Raw genomic sequence first — 14769 nt, 5'->3', positions numbered from 1 at the left:
GTGCAAAGAGACAGAGAAACAGGATTAGAACAATGGCTTCACTTTGTGGGGATTATCGTGAGCTGGTAGGGGGAGTTACCATGACATTACATGAGTATTTACTGGAAATGAATCAAATCTCCAAAGAGTTCCCCGGCGTCAAGGCGCTGGATAACGTTACCCTGAAAGTTCGCCCAGGAAGCGTGCATGCTTTGATGGGAGAAAACGGGGCTGGTAAATCGACGTTGATGAAATGCTTATTCGGCATCTACAAGCCGGATGGCGGAGAGATCAAACTGAACGGCGAGACCGTGTCCATCCTTAATTCCAAGGATGCGTTAGCAAACGGCATTTCCATGATTCATCAAGAGCTGCACCCGGTTCCTCATCGCAACGTGATGGAGAACATTTGGTTGGGCCGCTTCCCGGAAAAAGGGATCGGGCCATTGAAATTAGTGGATCACAAGAAGATGCGCAGAGATACAGAAAAGTTGTTTGAACAGCTCCAAATGGATATTAAACCGGACACACTCGTTGGCACCTTGTCGGTTTCAAAAGTGCAGTCCATTGAAATTGCCAAAGCCGTTTCTTTCAATTCGAAAGTCATTGTTATGGATGAGCCGACTTCGTCATTAACAGGAAATGAAGTTGAACAGCTATTTCGCATCATTCGCGACCTGAAAAGTCGTGGCGTCTCGATCATCTATATTTCACATAAAATGGAAGAAATTCTTGAAATCTCGGATGAAGTAACGATTATGCGTGACGGAACTAAGATTGGGACGTGGCCATCTTCAGAGCTGACAACCGATATGATCATCTCTAAAATGGTTGGTCGTGATCTCAAAGAGCGTTTCCCTGAACGAAGCAATGTACCGAACGGTGTATTAATGAGTGTTGAGGGACTGACTTCGGTCATTCCAAGATCTTTTAAAAATGTTTCTTTCGACCTTCGAAAGGGAGAAATTCTTGGCGTGGGCGGTTTGGTTGGCGCACAGCGGACGGAACTGATGGAAGCTTTGTTCGGACTACGCGGTGTTGCATCCGGCCAAATTTCGATTCATGGCAAGCAAGTAAAGCTGAAATCGCCGATCGATGCCATTAAGCACAAAATCGCGCTGCTTACGGAAGAGCGCCGCGTGACAGGGATTTTCCCGGTGTTGTCCGTGCTTGAGAATACGGTCATTGCGAATTTAGGCCGATACATGAACCCACTCGGATTCATTCAAGAGGCGAAACGGAAAGTCGAAGTAGAGAAAAGCATTGAGATGCTTCGGGTGAAAACGCCGAACATGCATGCGTTGATCAAAAACCTTTCTGGTGGTAACCAGCAAAAGGTGCTCTTGGCCAGATGGCTGCTTACAGAGCCGGACGTGCTCCTGCTGGATGAGCCGACACGCGGAATTGACGTAGGAGCGAAGTTTGAGATTTATTCCATCATTGCTGACCTTGCGAAGCAGGGGAAAAGTATTATCATGATCTCTTCTGAAATGCCCGAGCTGCTGGGGATGTCAGACCGAATCATGGTCATGTGTGAAGGACGCCTTACGGGGATCGTAGAAGGAAATAAAGCAACAGAAGAAGAGATCATGCGCCTTGCTGCACAGCATATGGCATAAATGGGGGGCCAAGAAACCATGAGTACAAAAACAGAAACATTAAAATCTAGAGACATTAGTGGGTTCGTGACCAAATACGCAATCTACATCGTATTGGTCGTGCTCGTTATTGGGATCGCAATTTATGATCCGCGCTTTTTATCCGTTAGTATTCTACGTGACATTTTGCTGCAGTCATCCACACGTGTCATTATTGCTTTGGGTGCTGCGTTCATCTTGATCACGGGAGGCACCGACTTATCGACTGGACGGATTGTCGGTTTGACGGCCGTTATCTCGGCATCCATGCTGCAAACGCAGGATTATGGCCGCAGATTTTTCCCGGATCTACCGCACTTGCCACTGCTTGTTCCAATTATCATTGCGATTGTAGCTGGTCTTTTGGTTGGTCTTATTAATGGAATTATCGTCGCTAAATTGAAGGTTCCACCTTTCATCGCAACACTAGGAACGATGGTTGCCGTATACGGTGCCAACTCCTTATACTTCGATATGAAACCGAATCAGTCCCAGCCTATCGGTGGCTTGAGACCCGATTTTAGTAAACTAGGAACAGGTTCTATTGGCTCTGATGCCACGTACTCATTACCTTATATTGTTATTATTGCTATCGCTGTAGCGATTATCGTTTGGATCGTGTTCAACAAAACCAAGCTGGGTAAATACATGTACGCAATCGGCGGCAACATTCATGCTGCAGTTGTTTCGGGGATTAACGTTAACCGTTACCTGATTTACATTTACTCCATCGCGGGTGCTTTGTACGGATTGGCTGGGGTGCTGGAAGCGGCAAGAACCGGCGGTGCAACGAACAACTACGGAAACATGTACGAGCTTGATGCGATTGCAGCTTGCGTAGTCGGCGGCGTATCGACATCCGGTGGTATCGGAACGGTTCCCGGCGTACTTGCAGGGGTATTGATTTTCAGCGTAATCAACTACGGTTTGACGTTTATCGGAATCAGCCCTTACTGGCAGCTAATCATTAAAGGTGTTATCATCGTGGCTGCGGTAGCGTTCGATATGCGCAAATACATGAACTCTAAATAAGAAAGCAAAAGGATAGCAGGCTGTCGCGTAAAGGGGCAGCCTGTTATTTTACGAAGACAATTGAAAGCGGTTGCTACATAAAAAGGGGGCCCATGTATGCAGGAAAAAAAGAGGTTTTCAATTTCTTTGAGAGGCAAAATTGTAGGGACCTTCGTTATTGTTTCATTACTTGTTGCCGTGACTAGCAGCTTGTCCTACACCTATTTGAATAAAGTGGATCGTTCTTATTCTAAGCTTTTGAACGATCATGTAACGATTCTTCAGCATGTTGCAGAGATTAAAGAGAAGACGCAACTACAGAACAGCCTGCTGCTAGGTTATGTGCTTAATCCGACGAAAGAGAAAGAGAAGTTTTTAACGGACACGAATGCAGGGCTATCTGATATTATTGGACAAATGAATGAGTTTGCCAAAAATGAGGACGAGCAGGGCGCGATCCAGTCCATGGCGGATTCTAACCAAACGTTTATGCGTCTAGTTAATAAAGTGGCGGAATATGCGGATAAAGGGAATGTCGATTTGGCCAAAGCTGAAGCGATGCAGTGGGCGATTCCCACGACAGAAACGTTAACGCAGTCTGCAGCGAAGATCGAAGAGTTGGAAAAAGCCGTTCAGGAAGTGGACACGGCACGCAATCATGACGTCGTGCAATCGACTGTGCGAACGTTGATTTGGGTTAGTGTAGCTGCATTCTTATTTGCGCTGGCGATTGGCCTCTTATTATCGCGGACGATTGTGAATCCAATACGTTCTATGGTGAGAGCTGCAGAAAGGATTGCGGACTGCGATTTATCGACCGGCAGCATCTACGTGAGCAATAGAGACGAATTAAGGGATTTGGCTATGGCCTTTAATGGGATGAAAGCTAATCTTCACAGTTTAATCAGCCAGGTGGGGAGCAGTGCTCAGCATGTAGCCGCTGCTTCTGATGCGCTGAGCAATAATGCGGAGCAGGTTAGTGAGTCTTCGGAGCGGATTACTTATACGATTCAAGAGATTTCGACGGGGACGGATGCGCAGGTACGAAGTGTGCAGCAAGGCGTTTCCATCATGGAAGAAATGTCGGCAGCGGTTATTCAAATCGTGGGCGTCACACAATCGGCCAACCAGCAGTCTTTACTAGCATTGGAGGCCGCTGGCGCAGGTAACACAGCCGTTGAGACGGCGATTACCCAAATGCAAGCTATCTCTCAGAAGATGAAGGTGCTTGTTGAATCTGTTCAGCGACTTGGGGAGCGTTCTGAGCAAATCGTGCAGGCGAACGCGATTATTGCCGGTATTGCGAGACAAACCAACATGCTCGCACTGAATGCTTCCATTGAAGCTGCGCGAGCAGGGGCAGCTGGCAAAGGCTTTGCGGTCGTCGCCGACGAAGTCCGCAAACTGGCTCTTCAGACGGGAGCGGCGGCTGAAGAAGTTACTCAGCTTGTTTCGAGTATACAAGAAGAAACAAGCGTGGTTATGAACTCCACCCAGGCGGGAAGCCAAGAGGTGGAGACGGGTCTTGAGGTTGTCGGCGTAGCACAGGCAACGTTCCTGCGCATCAGCGATGCGATGGACGATGTCGCTCGCCAGATTGCGGAAGTGGCCGCCAGCTCGGCCGCTATCTCCACGAAAACGAGCGCAGCCGTTGACGTGATTCGCGGTATTGACGAAGTCGCGGGACAGACCGCTTCCGGTGCGCGCAACGTCTCCTCCAATATCGAGGGACAGTATGCGAGTATGGAGGAGATTGTCTCCTCGGCCTCCGTGCTGAGCAGCATGGCCGGGGACTTGCAGGGCTTGATTGCTCGATTCCGTGTATGAGAGCAGCGGAATAGGCCTGAGGGTATTTCCTCAGGCCTGTTTTTGTTTTTGTGTTTGTTACACGGCGTGTAGAGTGGAATAGATGGAATTAATGCCGTTAATCTGTACCGTTTCTGCCGGGTGGGGGAAATAGCTGGGCAAATTCCATCTAAATCACTGGGTGCAGTGTAGAAACTGTTAGATATGGCAAAATTAGCGCCAGAAATTCCACTTGAGTGGAAAAAAGTGGGCCAAACGCGGAAAATAGATGGAGCATTCGGCATTAACCTTAACGGCGGATTTTCTAGTCGCCTATTTGAGCTCACCTGGCTGGTCTATCTGTTTAATCCCGCACTTCAACGATCAGCTCGATCTCCACCGGTGTGTGAAACGGCAGATCGCTTGTGCCGATGGCGGAGCGGGCATGCTTGCCCTTTTCGCCGAACACAGCGACTAATAAATCGGACGCGCCGTTGATGACATAAGGCTGGTCTCCGAAACCCGGTGCGCTGTTGACGAAAGCGAGCATCTTCACGATTTTAACGACACGGTCCAAATCACCGAGATATCCCTTCATTACCGCTAGGCAGTTAATGATGGTTTGGCGTGCTGCCGCTTGTCCTTGCTCAATCGTCACTTCGCGGCCAAGCTTGCCCTCATACATCAATTCTCCGTTAATTCGGCAGTCTTGACCGGACAAATAGATGAGATTCCCAGTTTGATTGCAAGGAATGTATGTAAACCGCGGTTCAGGGGATGGAGGGAGCGTAATCCCTAGTTCTTGCAGGCGTTGTTCAATGTTCGACATGCGATTGACCTCCTGTTTCTATGTGTTTCTGTTTTACGGGTCGGTGGTTTAACTTCACGCGAGGCAGAACTTATTCCAGCATTCCTCGAGCAAGTACAAGTGTACGTGTGTAAGTATTCCCACGCTGCATCACCACATGATTGTGCAAGTTGACGGTGCTGCAAATATGATTTGGAATAATACGCAGCTTATCGCCTATTTGCAGGTTGGCTGCTTGGGCTAGCGGCCCTAGCTCAATCATGCCATGTTCCTCTGTTAAGCGGGCAAGCGTCGCATCCGCAAGCCCCAGGATGTGCCCGAAGCCCTTCAGCTGCAGGGGCTCAGTGCCCGGCTGAATGTCGGTGGCGAAGGTTTTGCTGCCGCCGTCGACGATCGCGAGGTCAGCCGAGGGACGGCTGACGACGGTGACGAGCACGCTGCCCGCGCAGTCTTCCAAGCTGCAGACACCTAGCCGTGCCTGCATCCTGTCGTGGAACACGTAGGTGCCCGGGCGCACCTCGGTCACGCCTTCAACCGCCGCGGCATAGGCCGCGGTTGGCGTTGAGCCCACGCTGACATCCGTGATCGCGATGCCCTGCGTTCTGAGGCGCTCTGCGAGCTGCACCATCAAAGTGCCCTCTTCTTTACCGGCCGCGGCAACGTCAAGCGTCGGCTTGCCGGCAAGCAGGGAGCCGCGGAAGGTGTAGATGCCGGTCAGCCGCAAGTGCGGCATACCGGTAATTTCAGCCGCTAGAGCAGCGGCCTGTTCGTATAAAACGCCAGTGCGGCGCAGGCCTGTGTCGATTTCCAGCCGAACTTGCAAGCAGTGCCCATGGCGGCTGGCGATGCGCTCCAATTGCTGAGCGCCTGCCAAGCTATCGACACCAACAATGAGCTCGATTTGCTCGCTCAGACGAATGGCGCGTTCGATTTTGCTGGCGGTCACAAGCGGGTAGGCGACAAAAATACTGCGAATGCCATGCGCGGCCATGACTTCTGCTTCCGCTATTTTCGCCACCGTGATGCCGACAGCCCCTGCTTCGATCTGTTTCTGCGCGATAGCAGGGATCTTATGCGTCTTCGCATGAGGACGCAGGTTCACTCCATGATTGCGGGCCACATCAGCCATAGCCTCAATGTTGCGATCCATCCGAACAGCATCGATGAGGAGACTTGGGGTCTCTAATGGTTCAAAACCTTCTAATTTTTCCAATGCTTTCATTGTTTCCGATGATTCCATCAAACATCACGCCCTTTCGCTGCACTTTTACTTTCATCCAAGTAGCTGTAGAGGGTATACTTTGAAATATTCAGATAGGCGCAAATCGTTTCGCAACCTTTTTGGTATACGTCGAGCCAGGTTTGTGCCAATTCGTTCGTTTTGCTTTCTCATCTTGAGCAAAATGGTAACATAAATTTTTCTAATATCAAACAAAAAGTTTGGTTACCTAAAGAAAAGTATGATTTCCAAACACTGCACATGCTACTATGTAAAAGTAAAAAGGAAGGGGGATCGCCCATGAGACGCTGGTTTGCCAAGTCCCTGAAACGCAAACTGTCATTAATCATTTTACTTGCAGTCGTATTACCGCTGCTTTCCATGGGGATCGTTTCCTATCGCATTGCGACTTCAGTGACGGAAGATAAAGCGAAGCAGGCCGGCATGAACACCCTGAAACAAATAACGGACAAGCTGGATTTCGTTATTCAAGACGTAGAGAATATGTCGATTTTTCTTATTGGCCAAAAAGATATTCAAACCTACTTAAGCAACACAGAAGGGGATGTAAACAGTTATTCGCTAATCGTCGGAACCTTATGGAACTTATCCTATTCCAAAAAATACATTTCCAACATTACGATCACCCCGAAAAACGGCAATCCGGTACTATATACAACGACGATTACGAATTCGGGACTCAATCCGCTTTTACAACAGTATGAATCCGTTTACAAATCCACTTCCAAATGGTGGTCGCCGCTTTATGTGAACCAAACAACGGACGGCCCCAAGAGGGTGATTACCCTCGTCAGACCGATTCGGGATGTCAGCACGTTCCGGACGATCGGAACGCTCGCTTTTTCGCTCGATCAAGCGGAGATTGAGCATTATTTGACGGATGCCGGTTGGGAAAGCAGCGGTTTTGTCATGCTGACAGACCAATACAATCAAATTATTGCTGGAGGCGAACCAGGCTGGTTGGCTCGGAAGGTCGGAGATGTGTTTCCGAACTTAGACAAGCTGGGGGAAACCAATGGTGTGCTTAACGTGCCGAGAGGGGAATTGCCGCACACGGTTTTGTATAACTCAATGCCTCGTTTAGGCTGGAAACTAGTCGGGTTCATTCCGACAGAAATCTACCAAAAACAAAATGGTTACGTGCTTACCGTTACCGCGGTGACGATTGTTATTGCGCTCATGCTTGCAATGGGATTAGTGCTTTATTTCTTGCAATGGGTGACTAATCCGCTAACCAAGTTGACCAAATCGTTGAAAGATTTGAACCCCGATGAGGCGATCCCGACCTATGAGGTGAAAAGCGCCGACGAAGTCGGGCTGCTGGTCCACAGCTACAATAAGCTGAGCGAGCGGATCGGCAGACTGAAGGATCAAGTGCAGCAAAATGAAGCGAAGAAGAAGGAAGCGGACATTATGGCCCTTCAGGCGCAGATTAATCCCCATTTTTTGTACAATACCCTCTCTTCGATCCACTGGATTGCCCTTATGAACAAGGATCGTCAAATTGCAGAGATGATTGGAGCGCTTAGTGATTTCTTGCGTTTTAGCCTAAATAAAGGCGAAGAGTTCTGCTCGGTTCAGCAGGAAATTTCACATGCCCAGAATTATGCCTATATCCAGGCCATGCGGTTTCCGGATCAGTTCGAGATAGAGTTTTTTATTGTTCCGGAAATGCTGCAAAAGACGATGCTGAAGCTGCTGCTGCAGCCGTTGATTGAGAACAGTCTCATTCATGGTATTCAGAAAAAGAAAGCCAAAGGCCATGTCTACGTCCATGGGGAACTGCGCGATAATCAGATGAAATTTGTCGTGGAAGATACGGGAATCGGCATGGACGAAGCGAAGCTGCGCGACATTCACGGACAGCTGGTTGCGGCTAACCAACAATTGGGAATGCTAACCGAAGTTGCGAAAGAAGCGAAGCTGCCGGTGACCTCTTATGGACTTATTAATGTGCACAGACGATTGCTGCTGCATTATGGCCTTGGGTCAGGCCTTGTTGTGGAAAGTACGTTAGGTATGGGAACTCGGATATCATTTTCAATTCCGCTTGGGACGGGGGAGCTGGCGACATGAGAATTTTGATTGTAGACGATGAAGTGATAATAAGAACCGGTCTTTGTACCGTGATCGATTGGAAAGAGCTCGGGCTTGAGTTGCTGCCCGCAGCATCTTCGGGGGAAGAAGCGTTAGAGCGGATTGCGGAAGAAAAGCCTCACATCGTGCTGACGGATATCCGTATGCCGGGGATCGATGGGATCGAGCTTGCCCGTGAAGTGAAAGCGCTGCTTCCGGACACGGAGATCGTCATCCTGACGGGGTATGATGATTTCTCCTATGCCCAACAAGCGCTCCGTGAAGGGGTGACCGATTATTTGCTGAAGACAAGCCGCCCGGAAGAGATTATTAAAGCTGCGCTGAAAGCAAAGCAGAACGTGATGGATAAATGGGAAACGATGAAGCAGGAGAATCTCCAGCAAGCGGCGCTGCGCAACCAGTTGTTAGACCGAGCGTTAAAGCGGGGCTTGCACGATGATGCGGAAGCAAGAGAACAGCTGCGTGTCTGGTTCCACAGAAACGGCGTAGACGTTCATCCGGAATCCGGGGCGGCCGCGGCGATGCAAGTGATGCTCGTTTCCGTATCGGGATGGGAAGCGGGGCTTACGGAGCTGCTGCAAGGCGCAGCGCAGAATATCCTCTTCGAGCTGCTTCCGTGTGTGACGCTGATGAACAAGGAGCATTTGCTGCTTGTTGTCCGATATGAAGAAGGCGGCACGGATCAAGCAGGGCTGAAGAGTGCGCTGAAGCGGGTAACCGAAACGTTGAAATGCACGGCATTTGCAGCGCTTGGAACCGTTGCTCGGGATTACGAAAGCCTGAGGGATTCCTACCTGGCTGCTAAAGAGGTTTTTGCCTACCAAGGGCTGCTTGGCTCGCAGGGTCTTTATACGCTGGCGGATATTCAGGAGCGAAGCGGGGGCCGTACCGTACTTACCGAGAAGGAGGAAGCTGAGCTTGCGGCCATTCTGATGAGCGGCAATGCGACTGACCTGCGGCATTGGGTGAACCAGCGGGTACGCGCGCTGATGGAAGATGCCTTTGCAACGCCGATGACGGTGCAGGGTTATCTGCAATCGATGATTATCGCAGGCCACCGCTGGCTGGAGCGGGCGAATTCATCGGAAGTTTCGCTTAGCAAACTCCCTTCCTATGAAGGGGAGGGACGTCCGGAGGAGGAGATTTTTAAGATCCTCACGGCGGTTATGAACCTTTTCCACCAAGGATTGGATCAGAATAAGTATGCATATGTGTACAAGTCAATCGCTTATATTCGCGACAATTTGCATCAGCCGATTTCATTGCAGCAGGTTGCGGGTTTTGTTCATATCAATCCGAATCATTTCAGCGAAGTATTTAAACGGGAGACCGGATGCACCTATATTGAATTCGTCACACAGGAGAGGATGAAGCGCGCGGTAGATCTGCTGCAAAGTACACAAACCAAAGTCAGTGATATTGCCAGAAGAGTGGGATACGAGGATATCAAGTACTTTACGCAGCAGTTTAAAAAGCATACCGGGCAAACACCGTCTGAATATCGACAGGGTTCGACTGGAGTCGACAAAATATAAAGACTGAAAAATGTCCCCCCTTGCGCCGAAATCTCTCCCGTACCGTCTCCTACAGATGTCCCCTATACTAAAGTTGTAACAAGAGAGCTATAGATTAAGTTTTTACGAAACTTTTAGGGGGTCCAACGAATGAAGAAGTCATTTATCGTTACATTGGCGGCCACAATGTCATTAGCGCTGTTAGCTGGTTGCGGTGCGAGTGGCACAACGGATGTAGCCAAAGATAGCACAGCACCTAAGTCGACAGAAGCAGCAGCTAAACCTGGTGAGAAAGTTAAACTATCGATTTGGCACAACTATACAGGTGAAGATCTTCGCGCCAAATTGATGCGTGAATATATGGAAAAGTTCAAGAAAGACCACCCGAACGTGGAGCTGGATATTCAGGGGATTCCACCCGATGGCTACCGTCCGCGTCTTAAAACGGTTGCTGCAGCAAATGAAATGCCGGATCTATTCGTTATGTGGCCCGGTGTTATGACGAAAGAATTCGTCGGTGGTGACTTGATTCAGCCGATCAACGAGCTGCTTGATAGCAAAACCGAGTGGAAAAACGGCTTCATGCCAGGATCATTCGATGATTTCACAATCAGCGGCAAAACGTATGCTGCGCCAATGGCCTTGTCCCCAACGTCGATCCTTTACTACAACAAAGAAATCTTTAATAAATATAATGTTCAGCCGCCAAAAACTTGGGATGATCTGATGAAGCTGGTAGATACGTTCAAAAAGAACAACGTAACGCCAATCGCACTCGGTAACAAAGCGGCATGGGTAGCACAATCCAGTATTCTTAGCTCGCTGGCTGACCGCGTGACAGGAACGGAATGGTTCTTGAAAGCTGTAGATCAGAATGGAGCGAAGTTCACGGATCCAGAATTCGTGCAATCGCTAACGTATCTCCAGCAGCTTGGTAAAGCAGGCGCGTTCCAAGATGGTTTCAACTCCATCGATAATACACAAATGGAACAAATGTTTGCACAAGGTAAAGCCGCTATGATGATCGACGGCGGTTGGGCGCTTCCGAACCTGGCAGCGAATACGTCCAAAGAAGCTTTGGCTAACATGGCTGTAACGGTTCTGCCATCTGTTCCTAACGGCAAAGGGGATCCAAACTCACTTTCCGGTGTAGTAGGTACAGGTCTTGGAATGAGCAAAAAAGTTACTGGCGCACAAAAAGCAGCAGCTTATGAGTTGATCTACGCGTTGTCTGGTCCGGAAGCACAGAAAGCTATCTTGGAAAGCAATCAGCTTGTGTCCTACAAAGTAGATCTGGATACAACAAAAGTATCTTCCTTGTTCGCAGAAGTATACAAAATGATGAATACGGTTAAGAAAACTCCTGTATACGATGGCAAGCTTAGCTCCGCTAGCGCTGATGTCGTGAACAATGGTCTTCAAGAGCTCCTCATGGGCGGCAAGCCGGAGGATATCGCCAAGAAAATTCAAGACGCGCAAGCGAAAGCCGTCGGCAAATAACGTATGGCCATAGGACTCCAGCCAGGTTCGGCTGGAGCCCTTTTTTCAAAAAAGTTAGCAAGGGGGGAAGTTAAGTCATGACCGTATCCGCAAGAATCAGAGGATTCATTACTATAGGGCTTCTTCCAGCCTTAGTGCTCTATCTGTTTTTTGTCATCGTACCGATTTTCTGGTCTGCTTACTATGGCTTTTTCGACTGGAAAGGGATCGGAGCGGCCAAATTTATCGGATTAGACAACTATGTAGAAGTGTTCCAAGATCCAATTTTCTGGAAGTCGTTCAAAAACAATATGCTTATCGTTGCAGCGTCCGTGTTCGGTCAAGTGCCGATTGCTTTAATTTTAGCGCTTTTGCTTATGAAGAGTACGTTCTTCCAACGTGTCATTCGTGCTTCCGTTTTTATGCCTATGGTGCTCTCCTCGGTTGTTGTCGGGATCATCTGGGGTTACATTTATCATCCGCAAATCGGTATCTTGAACTTCTTGCTCGATGGCGTCGGCCTGGACGGCTGGAAGAAAGCTTGGCTTTCCGATCCGAAAGTATCGATGTACGCACTCATGGTGCCGATCATCTGGAATTATATTGGACCTTATATGATTATGTTTATTGCCGCTTTACAAAATATTTCGCCAGAAATCGAAGATGCTGCGCAGCTTGATGGCGTGGGACCGATTCGCAAATTGTTTGCCGTCACGCTGCCAATGATCTGGGATACCGTCAAAGTTGCTGTCGTCCTATGTATCTCGGGAAGTTTGAAGGCTTTCGACCTTATCTACGTCATGACAGGCGGGGGGCCGGCGCATTCAACAGAACTACTGGCTTCTTACATGTATAACAGCACATTCAATGTGTATCGTTTCGGCTTCGGAAGCGCAATTTCCACAGCCATTATTATTCTTAGTTTGATTTTGATTGTAGGCAGCCAACGCTTGATGAAGCGGGATTATCGTTAGAATTAGGAAATTAGAAAGAGAGTTCTCTCAGGAGGGACATCTATGGAGCAGGTTGTATCGATGCAGACGGGTTTTCCCGCTGGAGGTAAGCGACGGAAAGTTTGGACGCGAGGCGTCGTTAATATTTTGCTTAGTTTGTACGCGCTAGTCACGTTGTACCCGCTCATTTGGTTGTTTATGAGTGCGTTGAAGTCCAATGAAGAGTTTTATTCGAGGCCCTTTTTACTGCCACTAACTTGGAAATGGGACAACATTGTCCGGGCCTGGAAGGTTTCCGGGATGGGGCTGTCGCTTTGGAATTCCACGGTTGTCACGATTGCTTCTCTCGTGCTGACGTTAGTGTTGGGGGCTCTGGCAGCCTTTGTATTATCGCGGTTTGAGTTCAAATTAAAGCCGTTTTTCATGGGGTTATTCCTGCTCGGGATGCTCATTCCGATTCATAGTACACTAGTTCCACTATTTATTATTATGAAAAAAGTAGGCCTTTTGAATACGTACGGCGCACTTATCCTGCCTTATGCAGCTTTTGAGCTGCCGCTTGCGATTTTCGTTGTTGCGGCTTATTTAGTCACCATTCCCAAAGAAATTGAGGAAGCCGCTTTGATCGACGGCACAGGCTATTGGGGAATTTTCTTCCGCATGATGCTGCCGCTTAGCTTACCGGCGCTCTCGACGGTTGCGATCTTAGGTTTTTTGCGGTTTTGGAATGACTTTGCGTTTGCTCTGGTGTTTATTAGCAAGCCTGCGTTGAAGACGGTTCCGCTGAGCTTGTCCGCTTTTGCTACAGGTTATATGACCGATTACGAGCTGACGATGGCCGCGCTTGCCATTGCTGTACTGCCGACAATTGTCGTGTTCCTGCTGTTCCAAGAGCAAATTATGAAGGGTATGACGGCTGGTGCTGTAAAAGGTTAATGCCATTCATCATCTTAGGGAGGACATCATGACGAAATTAAAAGTAGCGGTGATCGGTGCCGGCTCCATCTCCGATGCACATTTGACCTCATATATGGAACATCCTGAAGTAGAGCTTTACGGCATCGTTGATATGAACGAGGAGCGGGCGCGCGCGGCTGTCCAGAAATATGGTGCGAAGGTTGCTTTTACCGACTACCGCGAAATGTTGGCCGACCCGCAGGTGGAGGCTGTGAGCATCTGCACATGGAACAACACGCATGGCGCTTTGAGCATCGCCGCGTTGGAGGCAGGCAAGCACGTGTTATGCGAGAAACCGCTCTGCACGACTGTCGAAGAAGCTTTGCTCGTCGAGGAAGCGGTTCGCCGCAGCGGCAAGCTGCTGATGGTCGGCTTCGTCCGCCGTTTTGGCACGAATGCGCAGGTGCTGCGCCGATTCATTGATGCAGGCGATCTTGGCGAGGTGTACTACGCCAAGGCTTCCTACTTGCGGCGGTTAGGTAATCCCGGCGGTTGGTTCGCCGACAAGGAACGCGCCGGCGGGGGTCCGCTTTTTGACATCGGCATTCATGTCATCGACTTGTGCTGGTACTTGATGGGACGGCCGAAGGTGAAATCGGTCAGTGGGAACACCTACAAGAAGCTGGGCAATCGCTCGCACATTAAGAACTTGACCTTCTATAAGGCAGCGGATTATGATGCCTCTCAGAATACCGTGGAAGACATGGCGAACGCGCTTATCCGGTTTGAGAACGGTGCGTCGCTCATGGTCGACGTTTCATTCACCTTGCATGCGAAGATGAAGAATGAGTTCGCTGTGAAAATATTTGGCGATCGGGGCGGTGCCGAGATCGAGCCGGACTTCTGCATCGTGAGCGAGAAGCATGACACGATCATCAACGTGACGCCGCAGATCGATCATCCTTCGTTCGAGTTCATGGACGGCTTCCGCAACGAAATTGACCATTTCGTGCAAGCTTGTTTGGGGCGCCAGGAGGTGATTTCACCTGTCGGAGACGGTGTGGAATTGACCAAGATATTGTGCGCAATTTATGAGTCAAGCGAAAAGGGGATTGAAATTCAGTTCGGCTGAGCATGTCAGTTCCCGGATATCAGGTTCATTGTGGATAACTTTCAAGCCCCAGACCTTACAGGTTAGGGGCTTTTCAGTACGCTTGGAGGCAGTACATGCAAAAAGTACAGTAAATCCGCATCTGAACCAGCTATAGTAGCGGAATGATGTAAAAAGTACATCAAACTCAGTGAATCTGCTCCATTTTCGCTGGTATTGATGAAATTAACTGCACAAAATGCATGATTATCTCCGAAA

At 49.1% G+C, this 14769-nt stretch carries 11 protein-coding genes; 9 read left to right on the top strand and 2 right to left on the bottom strand.

The window, feature by feature from the left end; genetic code table 11:
* The first annotated feature begins 80 nt into the window (after positions 1 to 80).
* The 3 genes from RQP52_RS34755 (at position 81) to RQP52_RS34745 (ending at position 4454) form a co-directional block, all read left to right on the top strand.
* The gene (locus tag RQP52_RS34755; RefSeq protein ID WP_157325961.1) at positions 81 to 1598 is read left to right on the top strand and encodes a sugar ABC transporter ATP-binding protein; all 1518 of its coding nucleotides are present in this window, start codon (positions 81 to 83) and stop codon (positions 1596 to 1598) included.
* Positions 1599 to 1616: 18 nt separating this feature from the next.
* Positions 1617 to 2648, top strand: a complete 1032-nt coding sequence (mglC, locus tag RQP52_RS34750; protein ID WP_315956033.1) for a galactose/methyl galactoside ABC transporter permease MglC — start codon at positions 1617 to 1619, stop codon at positions 2646 to 2648.
* A gap of 96 nt (positions 2649 to 2744) precedes the next feature.
* Positions 2745 to 4454, top strand: a complete 1710-nt coding sequence (locus RQP52_RS34745) for a methyl-accepting chemotaxis protein (RefSeq protein WP_315956032.1) — start codon at positions 2745 to 2747, stop codon at positions 4452 to 4454.
* Between the two features lie 322 nt (positions 4455 to 4776).
* Here the strand turns inward: RQP52_RS34745 and RQP52_RS34740 are convergent, their stop codons facing one another.
* Together RQP52_RS34740 and RQP52_RS34735 are read right to left on the bottom strand one after the other, a co-directional pair.
* Complete coding sequence (locus RQP52_RS34740) at positions 4777 to 5241, bottom strand: RidA family protein (RefSeq protein WP_127458208.1); 465 nt, start codon at positions 5239 to 5241, stop codon at positions 4777 to 4779.
* 70 nt (positions 5242 to 5311) lie between these two features.
* The gene (locus tag RQP52_RS34735; protein ID WP_315956031.1) at positions 5312 to 6442 is read right to left on the bottom strand and encodes an alanine racemase; all 1131 of its coding nucleotides are present in this window, start codon (positions 6440 to 6442) and stop codon (positions 5312 to 5314) included.
* A 297-nt stretch (positions 6443 to 6739) separates the two neighbouring features.
* On the opposite strand from RQP52_RS34735, the gene RQP52_RS34730 reads away from it, so the two are divergent.
* The 6 genes from RQP52_RS34730 to RQP52_RS34705 all read left to right on the top strand — a co-directional run bounded on the left by RQP52_RS34730 (position 6740) and on the right by RQP52_RS34705 (position 14532).
* Entirely contained in the window at positions 6740 to 8536 is a 1797-nt protein-coding gene (locus tag RQP52_RS34730; protein ID WP_315956030.1) for a cache domain-containing sensor histidine kinase, read from the top strand.
* Complete coding sequence (locus tag RQP52_RS34725; protein WP_315956029.1) at positions 8533 to 10092, top strand: response regulator; 1560 nt, start codon at positions 8533 to 8535, stop codon at positions 10090 to 10092. Before RQP52_RS34730 ends, RQP52_RS34725 begins: the two co-directional genes overlap by 4 nt.
* A gap of 129 nt (positions 10093 to 10221) precedes the next feature.
* Positions 10222 to 11571, top strand: a complete 1350-nt coding sequence (locus RQP52_RS34720) for an extracellular solute-binding protein (RefSeq protein WP_315956028.1) — start codon at positions 10222 to 10224, stop codon at positions 11569 to 11571.
* 77 nt (positions 11572 to 11648) lie between these two features.
* A complete protein-coding gene (locus tag RQP52_RS34715) occupies positions 11649 to 12524 on the top strand; it encodes a carbohydrate ABC transporter permease (protein ID WP_315956027.1) in 876 nt (291 codons plus the stop codon).
* Between the two features lie 42 nt (positions 12525 to 12566).
* Positions 12567 to 13439 carry a carbohydrate ABC transporter permease gene (locus RQP52_RS34710; RefSeq protein ID WP_315956026.1) on the top strand — a complete coding sequence of 291 codons (873 nt, stop codon included), beginning with the start codon at positions 12567 to 12569 and terminating at the stop codon, positions 13437 to 13439.
* 28 nt (positions 13440 to 13467) lie between these two features.
* Positions 13468 to 14532 carry a Gfo/Idh/MocA family protein gene (locus RQP52_RS34705; RefSeq protein WP_315956025.1) on the top strand — a complete coding sequence of 355 codons (1065 nt, stop codon included), beginning with the start codon at positions 13468 to 13470 and terminating at the stop codon, positions 14530 to 14532.
* The last annotated feature ends 237 nt before the right edge of the window (positions 14533 to 14769 follow it).

Source organism: Paenibacillus violae, from assembly GCF_032461945.1.
In the GTDB taxonomy this organism is placed as follows: Bacteria; Bacillota; Bacilli; order Paenibacillales; family NBRC-103111; genus Paenibacillus_E; species Paenibacillus_E violae.
This window is presented reverse-complemented; position numbering and strand designations above follow the sequence as displayed.

Bases quoted from the DNA above. Each gene is read 5' to 3' on its own strand.
- RQP52_RS34730 (WP_315956030.1), top strand. From the start codon at position 6,740: ATGAGACGCTGGTTTGCCAAGTCCCTGAAACGCAAACTGTCATTAATC.
- RQP52_RS34735 (WP_315956031.1), bottom strand. From the start codon at position 6,442: ATGAAAGCATTGGAAAAATTAGAAGGTTTTGAACCATTAGAGACCCCA.
- RQP52_RS34720 (WP_315956028.1), top strand. From the start codon at position 10,222: ATGAAGAAGTCATTTATCGTTACATTGGCGGCCACAATGTCATTAGCG.
- RQP52_RS34725 (WP_315956029.1), top strand. From the start codon at position 8,533: ATGAGAATTTTGATTGTAGACGATGAAGTGATAATAAGAACCGGTCTT.
- RQP52_RS34710 (WP_315956026.1), top strand. From the start codon at position 12,567: ATGGAGCAGGTTGTATCGATGCAGACGGGTTTTCCCGCTGGAGGTAAG.
- RQP52_RS34755 (WP_157325961.1), top strand. From the start codon at position 81: ATGACATTACATGAGTATTTACTGGAAATGAATCAAATCTCCAAAGAG.
- RQP52_RS34715 (WP_315956027.1), top strand. From the start codon at position 11,649: ATGACCGTATCCGCAAGAATCAGAGGATTCATTACTATAGGGCTTCTT.
- RQP52_RS34705 (WP_315956025.1), top strand. From the start codon at position 13,468: ATGACGAAATTAAAAGTAGCGGTGATCGGTGCCGGCTCCATCTCCGAT.
- RQP52_RS34745 (WP_315956032.1), top strand. From the start codon at position 2,745: ATGCAGGAAAAAAAGAGGTTTTCAATTTCTTTGAGAGGCAAAATTGTA.
- RQP52_RS34740 (WP_127458208.1), bottom strand. From the start codon at position 5,241: ATGTCGAACATTGAACAACGCCTGCAAGAACTAGGGATTACGCTCCCT.
- mglC (WP_315956033.1), top strand. From the start codon at position 1,617: ATGAGTACAAAAACAGAAACATTAAAATCTAGAGACATTAGTGGGTTC.